The organism is Plantactinospora sp. B5E13 (genome assembly GCF_039871775.1).
Taxonomy (GTDB): domain Bacteria; phylum Actinomycetota; class Actinomycetes; order Mycobacteriales; family Micromonosporaceae; genus Plantactinospora.
Map to the genome: position 1 here is coordinate 19,029 of NZ_JBDPLT010000011.1, position 18,767 is coordinate 37,795.

At 73.3% G+C, this 18,767-nt stretch carries 20 protein-coding genes and 1 pseudogene; 13 read left to right on the top strand and 8 right to left on the bottom strand.

Annotated elements, in window-relative coordinates; translation table 11 throughout:
• The first annotated feature begins 396 nt into the window (after window positions 1–396).
• Window positions 397–846, top strand: coding sequence for an MmcQ/YjbR family DNA-binding protein (locus tag ABGB05_RS12625; RefSeq protein ID WP_347653444.1), 450 nt, complete (start codon window positions 397–399; stop codon window positions 844–846).
• On the opposite strand, the gene ABGB05_RS12630 is transcribed toward ABGB05_RS12625, so the two are convergent.
• The 3 genes from ABGB05_RS12630 to ABGB05_RS12640 form a co-directional block, all read right to left on the bottom strand.
• Window positions 806–1,771 carry a phosphotransferase gene (locus ABGB05_RS12630; RefSeq protein WP_347653445.1) on the bottom strand — a complete coding sequence of 322 codons (966 nt, stop codon included), beginning with the start codon at window positions 1,769–1,771 and terminating at the stop codon, window positions 806–808. The two genes, ABGB05_RS12625 and ABGB05_RS12630, sit on opposite strands and share 41 nt — an antisense overlap.
• Window positions 1,768–3,273 carry a glycerol kinase GlpK gene (glpK, locus tag ABGB05_RS12635; protein ID WP_347653446.1) on the bottom strand — a complete coding sequence of 502 codons (1,506 nt, stop codon included), beginning with the start codon at window positions 3,271–3,273 and terminating at the stop codon, window positions 1,768–1,770. The genes ABGB05_RS12630 and glpK overlap by 4 nt, the downstream gene beginning before the upstream one ends.
• A 77-nt stretch (window positions 3,274–3,350) precedes the next feature.
• Window positions 3,351–3,839 (bottom strand): ATP-binding protein, encoded by a 489-nt coding sequence (locus ABGB05_RS12640; RefSeq protein ID WP_347653447.1) that lies wholly within the window; start codon window positions 3,837–3,839, stop codon window positions 3,351–3,353.
• A 146-nt stretch (window positions 3,840–3,985) separates the two neighbouring features.
• On the opposite strand from ABGB05_RS12640, the gene ABGB05_RS12645 reads away from it, so the two are divergent.
• Both ABGB05_RS12645 and ABGB05_RS12650 read left to right on the top strand, forming a co-directional pair.
• Complete coding sequence (locus ABGB05_RS12645; protein WP_347653448.1) at window positions 3,986–5,257, top strand: DUF5931 domain-containing protein; 1,272 nt, start codon at window positions 3,986–3,988, stop codon at window positions 5,255–5,257.
• A 71-nt stretch (window positions 5,258–5,328) separates the two neighbouring features.
• Window positions 5,329–5,964, top strand: a complete 636-nt coding sequence (locus tag ABGB05_RS12650; protein WP_347653583.1) for a response regulator transcription factor — start codon at window positions 5,329–5,331, stop codon at window positions 5,962–5,964.
• Window positions 5,965–6,013: 49 nt separating this feature from the next.
• Here the strand turns inward: ABGB05_RS12650 and ABGB05_RS12655 are convergent, their stop codons facing one another.
• Window positions 6,014–6,601 carry a DUF5709 domain-containing protein gene (locus ABGB05_RS12655; RefSeq protein ID WP_347653449.1) on the bottom strand — a complete coding sequence of 196 codons (588 nt, stop codon included), beginning with the start codon at window positions 6,599–6,601 and terminating at the stop codon, window positions 6,014–6,016.
• Window positions 6,602–6,842: 241 nt separating this feature from the next.
• Between ABGB05_RS12655 and ABGB05_RS12660 the strand changes: the two genes are divergently transcribed.
• Window positions 6,843–8,042, top strand: a complete 1,200-nt coding sequence (locus ABGB05_RS12660; protein WP_347653450.1) for a glycosyltransferase — start codon at window positions 6,843–6,845, stop codon at window positions 8,040–8,042.
• Here ABGB05_RS12660 and ABGB05_RS12665 read toward each other — a convergent pair.
• On the bottom strand, window positions 8,000–8,932 hold the full coding sequence (locus ABGB05_RS12665; RefSeq protein WP_347653584.1) for a hypothetical protein: 933 nt from the start codon (window positions 8,930–8,932) through the stop codon (window positions 8,000–8,002). The two genes, ABGB05_RS12660 and ABGB05_RS12665, sit on opposite strands and share 43 nt — an antisense overlap.
• 56 nt (window positions 8,933–8,988) lie before the next feature.
• A complete protein-coding gene (hisN, locus tag ABGB05_RS12670; RefSeq protein ID WP_347653451.1) occupies window positions 8,989–9,795 on the bottom strand; it encodes a histidinol-phosphatase in 807 nt (268 codons plus the stop codon).
• A gap of 51 nt (window positions 9,796–9,846) precedes the next feature.
• On the opposite strand from hisN, the gene ABGB05_RS12675 reads away from it, so the two are divergent.
• Both ABGB05_RS12675 and ABGB05_RS12680 read left to right on the top strand, forming a co-directional pair.
• Complete coding sequence (locus ABGB05_RS12675) at window positions 9,847–10,434, top strand: DUF2087 domain-containing protein (RefSeq protein ID WP_347653452.1); 588 nt, start codon at window positions 9,847–9,849, stop codon at window positions 10,432–10,434.
• 49 nt (window positions 10,435–10,483) lie between these two features.
• Window positions 10,484–11,341 carry an alpha/beta hydrolase gene (locus ABGB05_RS12680; protein WP_347653453.1) on the top strand — a complete coding sequence of 286 codons (858 nt, stop codon included), beginning with the start codon at window positions 10,484–10,486 and terminating at the stop codon, window positions 11,339–11,341.
• A gap of 51 nt (window positions 11,342–11,392) precedes the next feature.
• Here ABGB05_RS12680 and rsgA read toward each other — a convergent pair whose 3' ends face one another.
• Both rsgA and aroA read right to left on the bottom strand, forming a co-directional pair.
• The gene (gene rsgA, locus ABGB05_RS12685) at window positions 11,393–12,454 is read right to left on the bottom strand and encodes a ribosome small subunit-dependent GTPase A (protein ID WP_347653585.1); all 1,062 of its coding nucleotides are present in this window, start codon (window positions 12,452–12,454) and stop codon (window positions 11,393–11,395) included.
• A 65-nt stretch (window positions 12,455–12,519) separates the two neighbouring features.
• On the bottom strand, window positions 12,520–13,827 hold the full coding sequence (gene aroA / locus ABGB05_RS12690; RefSeq protein WP_347653454.1) for a 3-phosphoshikimate 1-carboxyvinyltransferase: 1,308 nt from the start codon (window positions 13,825–13,827) through the stop codon (window positions 12,520–12,522).
• A 177-nt stretch (window positions 13,828–14,004) separates the two neighbouring features.
• Between aroA and ABGB05_RS12695 the strand changes: the two genes are divergently transcribed.
• From ABGB05_RS12695 to ABGB05_RS12725, 7 genes and pseudogenes are all read left to right on the top strand, one after another.
• A complete protein-coding gene (locus tag ABGB05_RS12695; RefSeq protein ID WP_347653455.1) occupies window positions 14,005–14,745 on the top strand; it encodes an SOS response-associated peptidase in 741 nt (246 codons plus the stop codon).
• Window positions 14,746–14,946: 201 nt separating this feature from the next.
• Window positions 14,947–15,351 carry a WhiB family transcriptional regulator gene (locus tag ABGB05_RS12700; protein WP_347653456.1) on the top strand — a complete coding sequence of 135 codons (405 nt, stop codon included), beginning with the start codon at window positions 14,947–14,949 and terminating at the stop codon, window positions 15,349–15,351.
• A 121-nt stretch (window positions 15,352–15,472) separates the two neighbouring features.
• On the top strand, window positions 15,473–16,087 hold the full coding sequence (locus tag ABGB05_RS12705) for an alpha/beta family hydrolase (RefSeq protein ID WP_347653457.1): 615 nt from the start codon (window positions 15,473–15,475) through the stop codon (window positions 16,085–16,087).
• Window positions 16,088–16,321: 234 nt separating this feature from the next.
• Window positions 16,322–17,194 carry a sigma-70 family RNA polymerase sigma factor gene (locus ABGB05_RS12710; RefSeq protein ID WP_347653458.1) on the top strand — a complete coding sequence of 291 codons (873 nt, stop codon included), beginning with the start codon at window positions 16,322–16,324 and terminating at the stop codon, window positions 17,192–17,194.
• Window positions 17,195–17,200: 6 nt separating this feature from the next.
• Window positions 17,201–17,485, top strand: a complete 285-nt coding sequence (rsrA, locus tag ABGB05_RS12715; protein ID WP_347653459.1) for a mycothiol system anti-sigma-R factor — start codon at window positions 17,201–17,203, stop codon at window positions 17,483–17,485.
• Between the two features lie 550 nt (window positions 17,486–18,035).
• Window positions 18,036–18,251: a biotin/lipoyl-binding carrier protein gene (locus ABGB05_RS12720; protein ID WP_347653460.1), complete on the top strand. Its 216-nt coding sequence runs from the start codon at window positions 18,036–18,038 to the stop codon at window positions 18,249–18,251.
• 10 nt (window positions 18,252–18,261) lie between these two features.
• A pseudogene (locus ABGB05_RS12725) lies at window positions 18,262–18,759 on the top strand (GNAT family N-acetyltransferase); the annotation flags it as partial.
• Window positions 18,760–18,767 lie beyond the last annotated feature (8 nt).

Here is an 18,767-nt window from a genome sequence, read left to right on the forward strand (position 1 = left end):
GCTGCGTGCCATGGAAGGAACGGCCTGGATCCTGCTGTGTCCCTGCGCGTTCTTCGTACTGCTGGTCTTCGCCGCAACGACGGTGCTCTGGTTTCAGACCCGGCCGGATGGCGGTAGCTGAGACTCGTGGGGGTCCGGATCCTCGAGGAGCGGTCCCAGGGTCATCTTCCGGTTCAGATGCTCCACGAAGCACGTCCGGTGCGCTGCCATGGTCTGGCCCTCGGTCCCACCGTTGTGGACGTCGACGAACAAGCCTTCCCCGGATTCCGCCGGGTTCACCGACCTCCAGCAGTAGGCGCAGTTCCACCGCTCGGCGCTGTCCACGTCGATACCCTACGCCGTAGTCGATCAGGAGCACGGCATCGCAAGAAGGCGGTCGTGTGCTTAGCTTCCGCCATGGGACACCCGATCATGTTCGACGAGGCGGACCCGTACCTGCACCGGCTGCGGGCGATCGCACTGACCTTCCCGGACGCGGCCGAGAAGGTCTCCCACGGCCGCCCGGCCTTCTTCACCACCAAGGTCTTCGCCTACTACGGGGGTTCGGAGAAGGTCGACGGCGGCCACCAGCGGCACGACCAGTCGCTGGTTGTCCTGGTCGACCCCGACGAACGGGCGGCGCTGCTCACCGAGGAACACGGCTACCTGCCGATGTACCTGGGCGTTGCCGGCTGGGTCGGTGTGGACCTGACCGACGACCCGGACTGGGACGAGGTCGCCGAGCTGCTGGACGCCAGCTACCGGCGTACCGCAGGGGCACGCCGGGTCGCCGCACTCGACGCCGCTCGCGCGACACCGGCAGCGGTCAGGACCGGGGTACGCCGTCCGCCACCCAGTCGCGGATGACCTCCGCCGCCCGGTCCGCGACCGGGTTCCCGAACGGGCGGGTGACGAGGTCGCTGAGCGCGAACATGTCCAGGATCCGGCCCAGCCGGGCCCACTGTTCGACAAGCGGCAGGTCGTCCGGCTGGTGCTCGGCGAAGCCGCGCCGGAACCCGACGACGTAGCGGGCGGGGTCGTCGGCACCGAACCGGACCATGTTCGCCGCGTCGCCGTACGGACAACCGGAGTAGGCGAACTCCCAGTCCAGTACGGCGTCCACCCGCCACCCGCCACCGGTCCGGCTGACCAGGATGTTCTTCGGATTCACGTCGGCGTGCACCAGTCGGCTCCACCCGTCGACAGCGACCAGCGCCGGGGCGTACGCCCGGCAGAGGTCGAGCCAACCGGCCCGGGTGGCCGGGTCCAGCCGTACGTCGGGAATGTTGGCCATGCAGGCGGCGGCGACCTCCGGCAGCTGCGCCGACCACGGCTGTTCCTCCCGGACGGTGAGCCGGTCGTCGGCGAAGAAGCCGGGGCGGTCGTACGTCACCGCACCGATACCGGCGACGACCCGTCCCACCTCGGCACCGAGTTCGGCCATGGCCGCCGAACCGAACCCGTCCGAGGCGAGCACCTCACTCAGCGGTGTGCCGGCCACGTACTCGATGACCATCGCCGGACGGCTCTGCTCCCCGGCACCGGCCGGCAGCACGAGCAGCACCTCCGGCACCGGAACGTGCCGACGCGCGGCGTCCATCACCGCCGCCTCGACGGCCGGGTCCGCGCCGCCGAACCGGGCCACGACGGCACCGTCGGCCAGGGTGAGCAGACAGGTCTGATGCGAGTAGCCGCCGGCCAGGGTGCGGGCCGCCAGCACGGTGCTGTCGAGCGCGGCGGCGATCCGGGAGATCTCCTCGGCCGGCGGTCCGACCTCCACGTCGGCGGTCACTCCTCCTCTACCCAGTCCAGGGTGCGGGCCACCGCCTTGCGCCAGTTGCGCAGCTCGCGGTCGCGGTGTGCCGGGTCCATCGCCGGGTCCCACTGCGCGTCGGCGCGCCACTGCGTACGCAGCGTCTCCAGGTCCGGCCAGAAACCGACCGCCAGACCGGCCGCGTACGCCGCGCCGAGGCAGGTCGTCTCGCTGACCGCCGGCCGGACCACCGGTACGTCGAGCACGTCGGCGAGGAACTGCATCAGCAGCCCGTTCGCGGTCATCCCGCCGTCGACCCGGAGCCGGCGCAGCGCCACGTCAGAGTCGGCGTTCATCGCGTCGACCACCTCACGGGTCTGCCAGGCGCTCGCCTCCAGCACCGCCCGGGCCAGGTGCCCCTTCGTGACGTACCCGGTCAGGCCGGCGATCACCCCACGGGCGTCGCTGCGCCAGTGCGGCGCGAAGAGCCCGGAGAACGCCGGTACGACGTAACAGCCGCCGTTGTCCTCGACGGTCCGGGCCAGTTCCTCGACCTCCGGCGCGCTGGAGATCAGCCCGAGGTTGTCCCGGAGCCACTGCACCAGCGACCCGGTCACCGCGATCGCCCCCTCCAGGGCGTACGTGGCCGGCTCGTCCCCGATCCGGTAGCCGACCGTGGTCAGCAGCCCGTGCCGGGACGTCACCGGACTCTCCCCGGTGTTGAGCAGCAGGAAACTGCCGGTGCCGTACGTGCACTTGGCCTCGCCGGGGTGGAAGCAGGTCTGCCCGAACAGCGCGGCCTGCTGGTCGCCGAGGGCGCTGGCCACCGGCACCCCGGCGAGCGCGCCGGTGGCGGTGCCGTACACCTCCGACGAGGAGCGGATCTCCGGCAGCATCGGTGCCGGGATACCGAGCGCGTCGAGCAGTTCCGGATCCCAGTCCAGGGTGCGCAGGTTCATCAGCAGGGTCCGGCTGGCGTTGGTCACGTCGGTGACGTGCCGACCGGTGAGTTTCCAGATCAGCCAGCTGTCCATGGTGCCGAACAGGACCTCGCCCCGCTCGGCCGGGTCCCGCAGCCCGTCGACGTTCTCCAGCAGCCAGCGCAGTTTCGGCCCGGCGAAGTACGTCGCCAACGGCAGCCCGGTGCGGTCCCGGAAACGCTGTTCGCCGTACTCGGCGTCGAGGCGGCGCAGCAGCGGACCGGTCCGGGTGTCCTGCCAGACGATGGCGTGGTGCACCGGCCGGCCGGTCGCCCGGTCCCAGACGACCGTGGTCTCCCGCTGGTTGGTGATGCCGATCGCGGCCAGCCGGTCGGCGTCGATCGACGCGCCGGCGAGGGCGTCCCGGACGACCTGCTCGACGTTTGTCCAGATCTCCTCGGCGTCGTGTTCGACCCAGCCGGGGCGGGGAAAGATCTGCCGGTGTTCGCGCTGAGCCACGGCGACGATGCCGCCGTCCGCGTCGAAGACGATGCACCGGGAGGAGGTGGTGCCCTGATCGATCGCGGCGACGTACCGGTCGGCAACGGGGTGATCGGTCACCCGCAGCACCGTACCCGGCGGCGTGGGCCACGTCACCCGTCCAGGTGTCCGGAGCCCGTGCCGCCGCCGGCGGCGGGTCAACCCGCCCCGGTCACCTCTTCCGGCCGTTCGAGGTTGACCTCCGGCTGGCCGGCGCCGACCCGGGCGCTGATCCGTACCGTGGTGCCGTCCGTCCCACTGCGCACCAGCATCTCGTCGCTGAGCTGGCGGGCCAGCCACAGACCCCAGCCGCCGGCCGCGTCCGGCTCGGGTCGTCCCCGCTCGTCCAGCAGGTCGGCGGCGATGCCCGCGCCCGTGTCGGAGACGGCGCAGTGCAGGACACCGTCGGCGAACCAGAGCCGCAACCCGCCCTGCCCGCCGCCGTGCCGGACGGCGTTGGTGATCAGTTCGTTGACCGCGAGTACGAAGTCGGCCAGGCGTTCGCCGTCGAGCCCGACCGCCTCGGCGTGGTCGGCGACGCTGTGCCGCAGCTCCGTGACCTGAGCCCGGTCGAAGGTCCGGAGGAGCAGCGTGCCCGCACGGGCGGGGGCGGAGCCGGCGGGAGAGAGGGGGTCCGAGTCTTTCATCAACCATCCCGCCGCTGGTCGTCAGGCCTTCCGCCGATTTCCCACCTTACGTCAGGCCCGGTGCACCCGCATGCGCTCACCCGGTTCCACCGGATGCCGGCGGGCGCGGGGTCGTCGGGAGTCGCCCGTTGTGGGATCGTCTGGGCGTGTCGGAGTGGTCGATCGACGGGCGGGACGGGGCGGTGCAGCCCGAACCGGCGGCTGCCCCGACCGCGCCGGCTGGTCCGGCGGTCCGGCCGGCTGCCCGGACCGCGCCGGCTGGTCCGGCGGTCCGGCCGGCGGGACGGGGCCCGACGCCCGGCAACCTGCAGGGGCCGCTGTGGCGCTCCATCGCCGTCTACCGGTTCGCCGCCCTGGCGTACGTCGCCGTGCTCGCCGTCCGCAACCTGACCGGGTACGCGCACCCGGTCACCGGTGGGGTGTTGCTGCTGGGCATGGCCGGCTGGACGCTGTTCAGCGCCTACGCCTACGCCAACCCGGCCTGGCGGCGCTGGCCCCTGCTGCTGGCCGACCTGGCGGCGGCACTGACGGTGGTCCTGACCGCCCCGCAGGTGGTGGGTCGGGAGGCGCTGGCCTCCGGGATCCCGCCGCCGAGCGTCGCCTGGCTGGCCGGACCGGTGCTCACCTGGGCGGTCTCCGGAGGCCGTCGACGTGGGGTCGCCGCCGCCCTGGTGCTCGGCGCCACCGACCTGGCGGCCCGGGAACGGCTGACCCAGGCGTCGCTGACCGGTGCCGCCCTGATGCTGCTCGCCGGGATCGCGGTCGGGCACTTCGCCCGGCTGGCGGTGATCGCCGAGGAACGACTGCAGCAGGCCGTCGAACTGGAGGCCGCGACCCGGGAACGGGAACGGCTCGCCCGGGGCATCCACGACTCGGTGCTGCAGGTGCTGGCCCTGGTCCAGCGCCGGGGCGCACACCTCGACGGGGAGGCCGGCGAACTGGCCCGGCTGGCGGGTGAACAGGAGGCGGCGCTGCGTACCCTGATCGCGACCCGGCCCCCCGACGACCTGGACCGGCGGGAGGTCGACCTCCGGGCACTGCTCGGCGGCCACGCCACACCCACGGTCTCCCTCGCCACCCCGGCGACGCCGGTGCTGATGCCGGCGGACCTGGCCGGCGAGGTGGCGGCGGCGGTGGGCGCGGCCCTGGACAACGTGGCCCGGCACGGCGGCGGCCGGGCCTGGGTGCTGGTGGAGGACGACGCCGCCGAGGTGACCGTCTCGGTCCGCGACGACGGGCCCGGCATCCCGGCAGGCCGGCTCGGCGAGGCGGCCGGCGAGGGCCGGCTCGGCGTCGTGCAGTCCATCCAGGGGCGGATCATCGACGTCGGCGGGACGGTACGGATCGTCACCGCACCGGGGGAGGGGACCGAGATCGAACTACGGGTTCCCCGTGGACGGCGCCCGCCGACGTCCTGAGCGGACGGTCGCACCCGTTGGGCGTACCGGACTACGCTGCGGCGGTGACCGACGAGCCGACGATCCGGGTGATGGTGGTCGACGACCACCCGATGTGGAGAGAAGGAGTGGCCCGCGACCTGACCGAGGCCGGGTACGTCGTGGTCGCCACCACCGGCGAGGGACGTCAGGCCATCCGGGTCGCCCGGGCCACCCGGCCCGACGTGGTGGTCCTCGACCTCCAACTGCCCGACATCTCCGGTGTGGAGGTGATCCGTGGCCTGCTGGCCGAACTGCCGGAGGTCCGGGTGCTGATGCTGTCGGCCAGTGGCGAGCAGCAGAGTGTGCTGGACGCGGTCAAGGCCGGCGCCACCGGCTACCTGCTCAAGTCCGCGGCCCCGGCCGAGTTCCTGGCGGCGGTACGCGGCACCGCCGCCGGTGACGCCGTCTTCACCCCGGGCCTGGCCGGGCTGGTGCTCGGCGAGTACCGGCGACTCGCGGTCGCCCCGCAGCCGGCGAGCGACGCAAACCTGCCCCAGCTCACCGAACGGGAGACCGAGGTGCTGCGGCTGGTCGCCAAGGGGATGTCGTACCGGCAGATCGCCACCCGGCTCGGGCTCTCGCACCGCACGGTGCAGAACCACGTCCAGAACACCCTGGGCAAGCTGCAGATGCACAACCGGGTGGAACTCACCCGGTACGCGATCGAGCAGGGCCTCGACAGCTGACCGGCGGAACCCGGTCACGCCGACCGGCTTCGACAGTCGACGGCGCCGGCTACAGCGCGGACGACGACGGCGGCGGGTCGGTCTCGTTGACCGCGAGTTCCTCGGCGCTCGCCCCGCCGCCGGCCGCCCCGGCGTCGTACGCGATCGAGTCGGTCTCGTCGTCGTAACGTGCCCCCTGGTCCGGCTCGACCAGCCGGCCGACCGGCCCGGCGCCCGGCGCGTCGCCCAGCTTGCCGTGGTCGTAGAGCGACACCGCTGACCGGGGATCCGAGGTGGGTCCGTCGTCCAGCACGTCCGCGTCGAGTTGTGCCTCGGCGGCGGCCTCCTCGCTGTCCGCCTCGGCCGCGATCCCCGGGTCCACCGGGCCGGCGAGGGGATCGTCGACCGCCCGTTCGGGCTGCTCTCGCGCGATCTTGTAGTCGAGTGACTCGCCGTCGAGCTGCTCCTCGGCGGTGGTGCCGAACCCGTCGACGGCGAGCGGTCGGTCGGCGGGCAACTGGGCCGGGTCCGGACCGTCCGCCTCACGCCCGGACCGGACGTCGTCGCCGGCCGTCGAGTCGTCGTCGGCGGTGTCGGGGAGGCCCTCCGCCTCGGGATCGGAGACCGGCTTCGGGAACTCGCTGTCACGCTCGCGCATGACTGATCACTACCCAATGCGCCACCGGATAACCCGCCCGGTCCGCCCCGGGGCCTATCGGACCCGCCGTCCAACTCGCCGACGGCGGGGCTGGGCGGCATCGTCGGCGGATCGCCGGACCTGCCCGGTGTCGGACTTGCTGGCGAGCGCCGGACTTGCCAGGTTTCCGCTCGGTCCGGCGTGGTTAATGGGAGCCTCTGATCGAACGGCCGTTGCCCGTAGCCCACGTTGGAGGTGACCCATGCGCGTCGGCCTCGTCTGCGCACACGCCGGCCCGCCGCAGGAGGTCCGCAACCGGCACGCGGGCACCCACCAGCACGTCGCCCGGATCGCCGCCGAACTCGCCGGACGGGGTCACGAGGTACGGGTCTACGAACGCCTCGACGACCCGGATCTGCCGCCGACGAGCGAGATCGCCGGATATCGGGTGGAACGGGTGCCCGTGGGCCCCGCACGTCGTACCGCCGCCGGTGAACTCGTGCCGCACGTGCCCGAACTCGGCCGCTGGCTGACCGGGCGGTGGGCGGCGGACTGGACCCCCGAGGTGGTGCACGGCCATTTCTGGATCGGCGGACTCGCGGCGGCCAGCGCCGTACGGGAGACGGTGATCCCGGTCGTGCAGACCTTCCACTCCCTCGCCGTCGAACAGTCGCGCACCCTCGGCCGGGCGTACGCCGGCCCGGGCGAGCGGATCCCGCTGGAACTCGCCCTGACCCGGGCGGTGGACATGGCGGTGGCCCAGTCCAGCGACGAGGTCGACGAACTGACCCGGATGGGGCTGCAACGCGCCTCGGTGGTCGTGGTGCCGACCGGGGTCGACACCGACCTGTTCACCCCGGAGGGCGAGGCGGCGCCCAGGGACGCCCGTCCCCGGATCCTCGCCGCCGGCGGCCTGAACCCCGGACACGGGCAGGAGGACCTGATCCGGGCGCTGCGGCTGGTCGGGGACGCCGAACTGGTGATCGCCGGAGGTCCGCCCGGCGGCACGCTCACCAACCACGCCGAGGCCCGCCGGCTGCGGGAGGTCGCCGAGCAGAGCGGGGTCGCCGACCAGATCCGGCTGGTCGGCCCGGTGCCGCACGACGAGATGCCCGCCTGGTACCGCTCGGCCGACCTGGTGGCCTGCACCCCCCGGTACGCCTGCGCCGGGCGGGTGCCGTTGGAGGCGATGGCGTGCGGGGTGCCGGTGGTCGGCTACGCCAGCGGCGGCATCGCGGACACCGTGGTCGACGAGGTGACCGGCCGGCTGATCCAGCCCGGCGACGTACGCACGCTGGGCATCACCCTGCGCCGGCTGCTCGCCGCCGACGCGGAGCGGTTCGCGTACGGGCACGCGGCCGTGGACCGGGCCCGGTGCAGCTACACCTGGGATCGGGCCGCCGGTGCGTTGGAGCGGCTCTACGAGCGGGTGGTGAGCCGCCGCCAGCCGGCGGCCAGCTGACCACCCCGGCGGGGTACTTCCCGTACCGGAAGTCCTCTGCCGAAAGTGATGAGCAGGGTCCCTTCCCTACGCTGGCCGGGGAGGGCGGGGTGCTGGTGCTGCGGTTCGGCGTACCGGGTGAGGCCGAGCACCGCGACCAGGGTGATCAGGAAACCGAGGCCGGCCAGCCACTCCCGGCCCGGCCAGATCCGGTCGCCGAGCAGGAGCAGCCCGACGACCGCGGCCGGGACCGCGCCGGCGGCGTCCATCGCGGCGACCGCGGCGGTGGTGGAGCCGCGCTGCATGGCCAGCCCGAGCAGGAGTTGGCCGACGACCGAGTGGGTGATCAGCAGGTACAGCAGCGGGTTGCCGAAGAACGCGTCGGTGGAGTGCACCGAGGCGAGCGGCCGGGCGGCGACCGCGGCGGCGGAGAACGCCAACCCGGCGAGCGCGCCGAGTGCCACCGAGCCGGGCGCGCCGTGCAGGCGTACGGCGAAGAAGCCGAGCCCGCCGATCAGCACGAGTACGACGACCAGCCCGACCACCGCGGCCGGACCGAGCTGCCGGGACGGGGCCGGTCGGGCGGCCAGCACCAGCGCGGTGATCCCGACCAGGAGCAGGACCAGGAGCAGCACCTCGGCAGCGGGCAGTCGCCACTTGAGGACCAGGACACCGAGCAGGGCGGTGACCCCGAGCCCGGCCGCGACACTCGCCTGGACCAGGAACAGCGGCAGGTCGCGGCGGGCCAGGAAGGCGAGGGCGAAGCCGAGGACCTGGCAGCCGATCCCGAGCAGGTAGCTGCGCTGTCCGGCGAGCCGGAGCAGCAGTCCGTAGTCGAACGTGCGGCGCAGTGTGGTCCGGGTCGCCGCCACCGACTGGAGCAGGTTGGCGAGGCCGTAGGCGATGATCATCGCGGCGAGGAAGCACCAGCCGGTGGACACCTGGCGAGGATAGAGGGTGGTCGGGGTTACCGCCCGGTGGGCCAGCCGAGCCGGTCGAGGAGATCCTGGTGCAGCTTGCCGTTGCTGGCCACCGCGCTGCCGCCGGCCGGTCCGGGGCGTCCGGCCAGGTCAGTGAAGGTGCCGCCGGCCTCGGTGACGATCGGGATCAACGCGGCGAGGTCCCAGAGCGACAGCTCCGGTTCGACCATCACGTCGACCGCGCCCTCGGCGACCAGCATGTAGCCGTAGAAGTCCCCGTACGCCCGGCTGCGCCAGCTGGTCCGGATGATGTCGAGCACCGGGTCGAGCCGGCCCGACTCCTCCCAGCCGGTCAGCGACGAGTAGCAGAAGCTGGCGTCGGCCAGCCTGCCCACCCCGGAGACCCGGATCGGGGTCGCCGCCGACTGGTGCCGGCCGGCGAAGGCGCCGAGCCCGGTCGCCGCCCACCAGCGCCGGCCCAGGGCCGGGGCGGAGACCAGTCCGACGACCGGCTGGTCGCCTTCCATCAGCGCGATCAGGGTGCCCCAGATCGGCACCCCCCGGACGAAGTTCTTGGTCCCGTCGATCGGGTCGATCACCCACTGTCGGCTGCCGGAGCCGGCGGCCGGGGCGGTCGCCCCGAACTCCTCGCCGAGCACCCCGTCCCGGGGACGGGTCCGGGCCAGCGTCGACCGGAGAGCCCGCTCGACGGCGGTGTCCGCGTCGGTGACCGGGGTCAGGTCCGGCTTCGACTCGACGTGCAGGTCGAGGGCACGGAACCGGGCCATCGAGATCGAGTCGGCGGTGTCGGCGAGCATGTGCGCCAGGGATAGATCGTCCGCGTACCGGGCCATGTCCGGAAACCTACTCGATCCCGACCAGCCGGTGCGTTAGCATCCGGCGCCGTGACCGTTGACGACGAGAAACCCGAGATCACCTCCGATCTGCTGGTCGGCCTGCTCGCCGAACCGGACCGGCTGGCCACCTTCGCCGCGGTGGTGCTCGGCGCCGCCGACCAGGCGGAGATCGTCGCCCGGACCGGGCTGCCGGTGCGTACCGTCGCCGCCGCGCTGCGCCGGCTGGAGTCCGGCGGCCTGGTCGAGACGGTGGACGGTCGTACGGTCGCGGTGGTCGACGCGTTCCGGGCGGCGGTCCGGGCCCGTCCGTCGGCGCCGCCGGACCCCGCCGAGTTGGACCCGGACCGGGCCACGGCGGCGGTGCTGCGGACCTTCGTCCGGGACGGCCGGATCAGCCAGCTGCCGGCGGCCCGGGGCAAGCGGCGGTTGCTGCTGGAGCATCTCGTGACGATTTTCGAGCCCGGGGTGCGGTATCCCGAGGCGGAGGTGAACACGCTGCTGCGGGCCTGGCACGACGACCACGCCGCGCTGCGGCGCTACCTGGTCGACGAGGACCTGCTGACCCGGCGGGACGGCGTCTACTGGCGCAGCGGCGGCCCGGTCGACGTCGACCCGACCTCGGAGGAGCCGCGCTGACCGACCGGGCCGGGTTTACCCCGCTCGGCGCGGCGGGTACCGGGAACCCGTGTTCGAGGGTTTTGTGGACCGGCGCATCGACGTGGGTGAGGTCGAGCTGCGGGTCAGGTACGCCGGCGACGGGCCGCCGGTCCTGCTGGTCCACGGCCATCCACGGACCGGCGCCACCTGGCACCGGGTCGCGCCCCGGCTGGTGGCGCGCGGATTCACCGTCGTCTGCCCGGACATGCGGGGCTACGGCCGGTCCGGCAAGCCGGTCCCGCGCCCCGACCACAGCCAACAGTCCAAGCGGACGGTGGCGCTGGACCTCGTACGTCTGATGCGCACGCTGGGCCATCCGGCGTTCGTCGTGGTCGGCCACGACCGGGGCTGCTACGTGGCGCTGCGGATGGCGCTGGACCACCCGGACGTCGTACGCCGGCTGGTGGTGCTGGACGGGGTGCCGATCAGCGAGGCGCTGGCCCGGTGCGACGCCCGGTTCGCCGCCGCCTGGTGGCACTGGTTCTTCTACGCCCAACCGGACAAGCCCGAACAGGCGATCCTGGCCGACCCGGACGCCTGGTACGAGGGCCGACCGGAGCTGATAGGCGCGGAAAACCACGCCGAGTTCCGCGAGGTCGTCCGGGATCCGGCGACGGTCCGGGCGATGCTCGAGGACTACCGGGCCGGCCTCGGGGTGGACCGGGAACACGAGGAGGCGGACCGCCGCGCCGGCCGTACCGTCTCCTGCCCGACGCTGTTCCTGTGGTCCACCCGGGACGACATGGTCGAGCTGTACGGTGACCCGCTGCGCATCTGGCGGCGGTGGGCGGACGACGTCCGGGGCGCGCCGATCGAGTCCGGCCACCACGTCGCGGAGGAGAACCCCGAGGCGCTCACCCGGGCGCTGCTCGACTTCCTCGGCTGAGTCGTCGCCGCCGTCACTCGGTCTCGCCGGCCCGGGGGCCAGCAACGGCCGTCACTCGGTCTCGCCGGCCCGGGAGGCCAGCAACCGGCGGTACGACGCCAGCCGGCGCGGGTCGGCGTTGCCGGCCGCCACCCAGGCGTCCAGGGCACATTCGGCCTCGTCCGGGGTGTGCTCGCAGTTCGGCGGGCAGTCCACGGTCCCCTCGACCAGGTCGGGAAAGCCGTGCAGCAGGCTTTCGGCCGAGACGTGGGCCAGACCGAAGCTGCGGATCCCCGGGGTGTCGATGATCCAGCCCGGATGGTCGCGGACCTCCGGCACCGGCGGCAGGCGCAGCGCGACGGCACTGGTCGAGGTGTGCCGGCCCCGGCCGATCGCGCTGACCGTGCCGACCGCCCGGTCCGCCTCCGGGACCAGCCGGTTGACCAGCGTCGACTTGCCCACCCCGGAGTGGCCGACCAGCACCGAGACCCGTCCGCCGAGCAGCCGGCGCAACTCGCCGAGATCGGAGTCCGGCCCGACCAGTACGTGCCGCAGGTCCAGTTCGGCGTAGTAGCCGAGCACCCCGTCCGGGGTGGCGAGATCCGACTTGGTGAGGCAGAGCAGCGGCTCGATGCCGGCGTCGTACGCGGCCACCAGACAGCGGTCGATGAAGCCGGTCCGCGGCGGCGGGTCGGCAAGCGAACTCACGATCACGAGTTGGTCGGCGTTGGCCACCACGACCCGTTCCAGCCGCCCCTCGGCGGTGGTCTCGTCGTCGTCGGCGGTACGCCGCAGCACCGACCGCCGGCCGGCGATCCGGACGATCCGGGCCAGTGCCCCGGGCGCCCCGGTGGTGTCGCCGACCAGCGCGACCCGGTCGCCGACCACCACCGAACGGCGGCCCAGCTCACGGGCCCGCATCGCGGTCACCGTGCCGGCCCCGTCGGCCGGGCCGGCACCGGTCACCGTCGGGTCGTCCTCGACCACACAGGTGTACCGCCCCCGGTCGACAGCGATCACGAACCCGTCGACCGCGTCCGAGTGGCGGGGCCGGGTACGGGTACGCGGACGCGACGAACGACCGGGTCGGACCCGTACGTCGTCCTCGTCGTACTCGCGTCGTTTGCCCGCCAGCGTCCGCCCCCTGTCTCGTTCGGTGTCCGTGCGACCGGTGGCGGGACGGGACGCGCCGTCGCCGGCTACCGGTGTCCGCCGCCGGCCACCATCGTCGACCATAGTGCCGGGAACTCCGGCATGGTCTTGGAGGTGCAGGACACGTCGTCCAACCGGATGTCGGGGACGGCGAGTCCGAGCACCGCCGCGGCGTGTGCCATCCGGTGGTCGGCGTACGTCCCGAACGTCCCGCCGCGCAGCGGCCGGGGTCGGATCTCCAACCCGTCCGCCGACTCGGTGACGTCGGCGCCGAGCGCGGCGAGTTCCCGGGCCAGCGCGGTCAGCCGGTCGGTCTCGTGTCCCCGGATGTGCGCCACCCCGCGCAGCCGGGACGGGGCGTCGCCCAGCGCGGCGAGCGCGGCCAGCACCGGGGTGAACTCGCTGACCTCGGAGAGGTCGGCGTCCAGCCCGTGGATCACACCGGTGCCGCGTACGGTGAGCCCGTCGGTGCCCAGGGTCAGCTGACCGCCCATCCGCTGCAGCAGCGTACGGAGCGTGTCGACGGGTTGCAGGCTGCTGCGTGGCCACCCCCGCAGGGTCACCGACCCGCCGGTGACCAGTGCGGCGGCGAAGAACGGCACCGCGCTGGAGAGGTCCGGCTCGATGTCCCAGGCGTGTCCGGAGAGTCGTCCCGGCTCCACCGTCCAGACGTTCGGCACGCTGTCGTCGACGGCGGCGCCGGCCGCCCGCAGCATCTGCACGGTCATCCGCAGGTGGGGCGCGGACGGGACCGGTGGACCCTCGTGCCGGACCACGATGCCGTGCTCGAACCGGGCCGCGCCGAGCAGCAGTCCGGAGACGAACTGGCTGGAGGCGGAGGCGTCGATGGTCACCTCGCCGCCGGTCACCCGCCCGGTGCCCCAGACGGTGAGCGGCAGTCCGCCGCCGGGGGCGGCGTCGACGCGTACCCCGATCGCGCGGAGCGCGCCGACCAGCGGGCCGAGCGGTCGGACCCGGGCCTGCGGGTCGCCGTCGACGGTGACCGGACCCTCGGCCAGCCCGGCGATCGGCGGGACGAACCGCATGACGGTGCCGGAGAGGCCGACGTCGACGTGCGCCGGGCCCTGCAGTGGGCGGGGCCGGAGCAGCCACCGTTCGTCGTCGACGACGGAGACGTGCGCGCCCATCGCGCGCAGCCCGCCGGCCATCAGTTCGGTGTCCCGGGCGCGCAGTGGGCGGCGCAGCGTGGACGGGCCGTCGGCGACCGCGCTGCGCACCAGGGCCCGGGCGGTCAGCGATTTGCTGCCGGGCAGCCGCAGGGTCGCGTCGACCGGTTCGGTCGCGGTCGGCGCGGTCCAGGGTCCGTGCCGGCGGGTCACGGTCAGGTTCGACACGATCACAGTCTGCCCCGTACGTCCGACAGGACGATCACCCGGCTCGGTGACTCTCGCCTGCCGGGACGGTCGGTTCGCACGGAACGACCGGTTCGACCGCGGGGACGGGCCGGCCCGGACCGCCGACGGCGGTGGACGGGACCGCGCGGAGAGCCGCTGAGGCGCTAGCGTGGCGCCATGTGCGGCAGGTACGCGACCACCCGCGGTGCGGCGGAGCTGAGCGCCATGTTCGAGGCGTTCGACGAGACCGGTGAGCGGCTGCGGGCCGACTACAACGTCGCGCCCACCGACCCGGTGCCGATCGTCCGGGTCTCGGAACGGGCCGGCGCCTCGGTGCTCTCGGTGGCCCGTTGGGGGCTGCTCCCGCCCTGGGCCACCGACACCCGGGCCGGCGCCCGCATGATCAACGCCCGGGCCGAGACGGTCGCCACCACCCGGGCGTACGCCCCGTCGTTCGCGCGGCGACGGTGCCTCGTCCCGGCCGACGGCTGGTACGAGTGGGTCCGCCGGGACGGTGTCCGGCAGCCGTACTTCATGACGCCCCGGGACGGGTCGGTGCTCGCCTTCGCCGGCCTCTGGACGGCCTGGCGGGGCACCGGCACCCCGATGCTCACCTGCAGTGTCGTCACCACCGCCGCGCTCGGCGACCTGGCGTCGGTGCACGACCGGATGCCGCTGCTGCTGCCCCGGGACCGGTGGGCGGAGTGGCTCGCCGACGGTGCCGAGCCGGACCGGCTGCTCGTCCCGCCGTCCGAGGAGTGGCTGGCCGGCTTGGAGATCAGGCCGGTGGGTCGGGCGGTCGGCGACGTCCGCAACGACGGCCCCGAGCTTGTCGCCCCGGTCGCCGTGCCGCCGCTGCGGCCGATTCCCGGGCAGCCCGCGTTACCAGAAGAGCCCGGGGTATCGACGCTGTTCTGACGACGGATCCGGGCATTCGCCTGCACCGATTTGCCACTGTTCGCGGTAAAACGTCGTACCGAGTTTTCGGAACCTTTGCGATAGACCCTTGTCACCCCTTCTCCGAGTGCGATAGAACACAGCGCCGGCGGTGGGTGTCGGGCTCGCACCGGGCGAGCGGCACCCACGGATTTTTGTCGGTCCCACGGGGGAGGTGGGTGAATGACACGGGCGCGCATGCCACGCCCGCATGAGGTTGCCGCGGCGCGACGAGACCCGAGACTGATCCGGGCACTCAGCGAGCGGCGTCTGGACGAAGCCTGGCGGACCAGGGGTGTCTGCCAGAGCGTGGACCCGGAGACGTTCTTTCCGGCACCCAGCGAGCCGGCGGATTCCGCGGTGGCGTTGTGCCGTACCTGCGACGTACAGGGCCCCTGTCTGGCCTGGGCGTTGGAGGTGGGCGACTGCCACGGGGTGTGGGGGGCCACCACGCCACGGGAACGTCGGGCCATGCTGGTCGCCTGGCGTGACCAGGTGGACGCCGACCCGGACGCGGTCGACGACGCCGGTCCGCCGGTCCGGGACCGGCTGCTGACCCTGATACCGGTCGGATCGGGAGGGCGCTGACCAGCCAAACCGGGCGTTGACGCCGACGTCGGCCGCCGTCGCCGACCTGCCGGGGAACGGCGGCCGACCCACCCGGGGCGATCCCGGCAGTCGTCCGCCCGCGCTGCCATACAGTGACGCGGTGCAGCGCAGCGACGAGATCACCACGCCACGTGGCCCGGCCCGGGTGGACGTCGACCTGCCCCGGAGCCGACCCTCGACCCTGCTGGTGCTCGGTCACGGGGCCGGCGGCGGGATCGACGCGCCGGACCTGGTCGCACTCCGGGACACCGCGGTCCGGGCCGGGCTCGGCGTGGCCCGGGTGACCCAGCCGTACCGGGTCGCCGGCCGTCGTGCCCCGGCTCCCGCCGGCCAGCTCGACGAGGCGTGGACGACGGTGGTCGGGGACCTGCTCCGTCGCCAGCCGGGTGTCCGGACCCTGGTCGTCGGCGGCCGGTCCAGCGGTGCCCGGGTCGCGTGTCGGACCGCCCGGGCAGTCGGCGCCGCCGGCATCGTGGCGCTCGCGTTTCCCCTGCACCCGCCGGGCAGACCCGAACGGTCCCGGGCGGCGGAACTGGAGACCGGCCTGCCGACCCTGGTGGTCAACGGCGACCGGGACCCGTTCGGCGTACCGGTCGCCGGGCCGACCGTCCGGGTCGAGGTCCGCCCCGGCGAGCGGCACGACCTGCGACAGGATCCACCGGGTACGGCCGACCTGGTGCTGGCCTGGCTGCGGCGGCAGGGCTGGGCCGGCTGACGGCCGTGTCCGGCGCGCCCGGGTGCTCGTTGCTCCTCGTGATGCCGGACACCGGTACGAAGGCCTGTTCACGTACCGGAACCCGGTTTCATCCTCCCAGGCCCTTCCTGGTCCCAGCGGTGGCGGATCCGCCCGGATTTGCCACGGCGGGGGCCAGGGACGGGTGGCTGTCGGAATGCTCCGCCGGTCGACCGGGTTACTACCTGGCGGAAGCTACCTGAGCGCGCGAGGGGGTTGGAACCGGTGTCGACCGAGACACGGAGCCTGGAGTACGGCCGCGAGACGCGGCGCCCCGACCGGAGGCGGAACGGTCCGGCCTCACGGTCGCCGGTCGACCGGGCCCCGACGTACGCCGGTGCGGGCCGAACCGAATCGCCCGCCCGCAATTTCCGCGTATCCTCGGCGGGACAGCCGAGTGGTGCCGTGGCGGCGTTGTCGGCCGCCGCACCGACTCGGTATCGAGGCGAGGGAGACGCGCGGTTGACACGACCGGAGAGAACGGACGAGCGGACGGACGAGCGTCGGGCCCGGTTCGAGCGTGACGCGCTGCCGTTCGTCGACCAGTTGTACGCGGCGGGCCTGCGGATGACCCGGAACCCGGCCGACGCCGAGGACCTGGTCCAGGAGACCTACCTGAAGGCGTTCGCCGCGTTCCACCAGTTCGAAGAGGGTACGAACCTCAAGGCCTGGCTGTATCGGATCCTGACCAACACGTACATCAACTCGTACCGTCGTCGGCAGCGGCAGCCGGTGCAGGCGCCGACCGAGGAGATCACCGACTGGCAGCTCGCCGAGGCCGAGTCGCACACCTCCAGTGGGCTGCGTTCGGCCGAGACGGAGGCGTTGGACCGGCTGCCGGACAGCGACGTCAAGGAAGCGCTGCAGCAGCTCCCGGAGGAGTTCCGGCTGGCCGTCTACCTCACCGACGTCGAGGGGTTCTCGTACAAGGAGGTCGCCGACATCATGGGTACGCCGATCGGCACCGTGATGTCCCGGTTGCACCGTGGCCGGCGGAACCTGCGCAAGCTGCTGGAGCGCTACGCTGCCGAGCGGGGCTTCACGTCCGCCCCGTCGACCAGGTCCGCGACCGCCGGTCAGGAGGTGTGAGCGAGCATGAGTTGTGGTGAACCGCACGAGACGGACTGCCGTGAGGTGCTCGCCGAGGTCTACGTCTACCTGGACCTCGAATGCGACGACAAGCGGCGGGTGCTGATCCGGGACCACCTGGACGAATGCTCACCCTGCCTGCGGGAGTACGGCATCGAGCAGGAGGTCAAGGCGCTTGTCGCCCGGTGCTGCGGCAACGAGACCGCGCCGGCCGACCTGCGGGAGCGGCTCCGGGCCCGGCTCGCCGAAATGGTCTTCGGCACCGAGACCCGGGAATACCTCCCCGACTGACCCACCCGGCCGGCGAACGGGCTGACACGTCACGCCAGGGAACTCGGCTGACACGTCACGCCGGAGCCGGGCTGATACGCCCGGCCGGAGAATCGGACTGATACGACGCGCCGGAACCGGGCGGCAGGGTTCGGGGCGGGAATCAGCGTGGACGGGTCTGCCGTCCGCGTCCCACCCCACCAGGCCGTCCAGGTCCGGCGTCGTCGCGTCACCTTGCTCAGGAGTTGGGGCGCTTGCCGTGGTTGGCGGCGCTCTTCTTGCGTGCCTTCTTCTTGCGTGACTTCTTCGCCATGTCGACCTCCCGTCTGTCCAGCGGCACCCGGTAGTGCGGTGCCGTCGCCGAGCGGCGGCGAGAACCCGCACTCCGCCCGCGCCCGGCAATCCTCCCATGACCGGACCGGGGGCCTGCGGCGCCGGGGGCCGGTGACCGCGTCCGTCCGGCCCGTACGGGCACCTGATCAGCGCTGCGGGTCCTCGACCGGGCGGCCGCATGGTTGGATACCGTTCGCAGGGCAGGAGCGTTGACCCTGGCGCCGACAAGGGAGGGCCGATGGCCGAGGAGATCCGCGCCGAGATGGTGGCGAACGTGTGGAAGGTCGTGACCGCGGTGGGCACCACCGTTTCCGAGGGCGACACGCTGGTGATCCTCGAGTCCATGAAGATGGAGATCCCGGTTGTCGCCGAGTCCGACGGGGTGGTGCGGGAGCTGGCCGTCAACGAGGGCGACGTGGTGCAGGACGGCGACCTGATCGCCGTCATCGAGTGAGTCGTCGCCGATGGCTGAGGTACTGGTCCGGCCCGCCGAGCCGGCCGACTTCGCGGCGATCGCCCGGTTGACCGTGGCCGCCTACCGGGCCGACGGCCAGCTGGAGGCCGCCCCCGACTACGCGGCGGAACTCGCCGACGTACCGGCCCGGGCCGGGGCGGGCGAACTGCTCGTGGCGGTGGACCCGTCGACCGGCGAGGTGCTCGGTTCGGTGTTGTTCGTGCTGCCGGGTACGCCGTACGCCGAACTCTCCGAGCCGGGCGAAGCCGAGTTCCGGATGCTGGCGGTCGACCCGGCCGCCCAGGGGCGGGGCGCCGGCGAGGCGCTGGTCCGGGGCTGCCTGGACCGGGCTGTCGCGTCCGGCTGCCACCGGGTGGTGATCTGTGTGCGCAGTTTCTCCGCCCCGGCGCACCGGCTCTACGCGCGGCTCGGCTTTGTCCGTCTTCCGGAGCGGGACTGGTCCCCGCTGCCCGGCGTCGAGCTGCAGGCGCTCCGGCTCGACCTCGCCGACGGGGG

Excerpts from the sequence above, each read along its gene's own strand:
- ABGB05_RS12625 (WP_347653444.1), top strand. The coding sequence starts at position 397 with ATGGGACACCCGATCATGTTCGACGAGGCGGACCCGTACCTGCACCGG.
- ABGB05_RS12640 (WP_347653447.1), bottom strand. The coding sequence starts at position 3,839 with ATGAAAGACTCGGACCCCCTCTCTCCCGCCGGCTCCGCCCCCGCCCGT.
- ABGB05_RS12650 (WP_347653583.1), top strand. The coding sequence starts at position 5,329 with ATGGTGGTCGACGACCACCCGATGTGGAGAGAAGGAGTGGCCCGCGAC.
- ABGB05_RS12655 (WP_347653449.1), bottom strand. The coding sequence starts at position 6,601 with ATGCGCGAGCGTGACAGCGAGTTCCCGAAGCCGGTCTCCGATCCCGAG.
- ABGB05_RS12660 (WP_347653450.1), top strand. The coding sequence starts at position 6,843 with ATGCGCGTCGGCCTCGTCTGCGCACACGCCGGCCCGCCGCAGGAGGTC.
- ABGB05_RS12665 (WP_347653584.1), bottom strand. The coding sequence starts at position 8,932 with ATGATCATCGCCTACGGCCTCGCCAACCTGCTCCAGTCGGTGGCGGCG.
- hisN (WP_347653451.1), bottom strand. The coding sequence starts at position 9,795 with ATGGCCCGGTACGCGGACGATCTATCCCTGGCGCACATGCTCGCCGAC.
- ABGB05_RS12695 (WP_347653455.1), top strand. The coding sequence starts at position 14,005 with ATGTGCGGCAGGTACGCGACCACCCGCGGTGCGGCGGAGCTGAGCGCC.
- ABGB05_RS12700 (WP_347653456.1), top strand. The coding sequence starts at position 14,947 with ATGACACGGGCGCGCATGCCACGCCCGCATGAGGTTGCCGCGGCGCGA.
- rsrA (WP_347653459.1), top strand. The coding sequence starts at position 17,201 with ATGAGTTGTGGTGAACCGCACGAGACGGACTGCCGTGAGGTGCTCGCC.
- ABGB05_RS12720 (WP_347653460.1), top strand. The coding sequence starts at position 18,036 with ATGGCCGAGGAGATCCGCGCCGAGATGGTGGCGAACGTGTGGAAGGTC.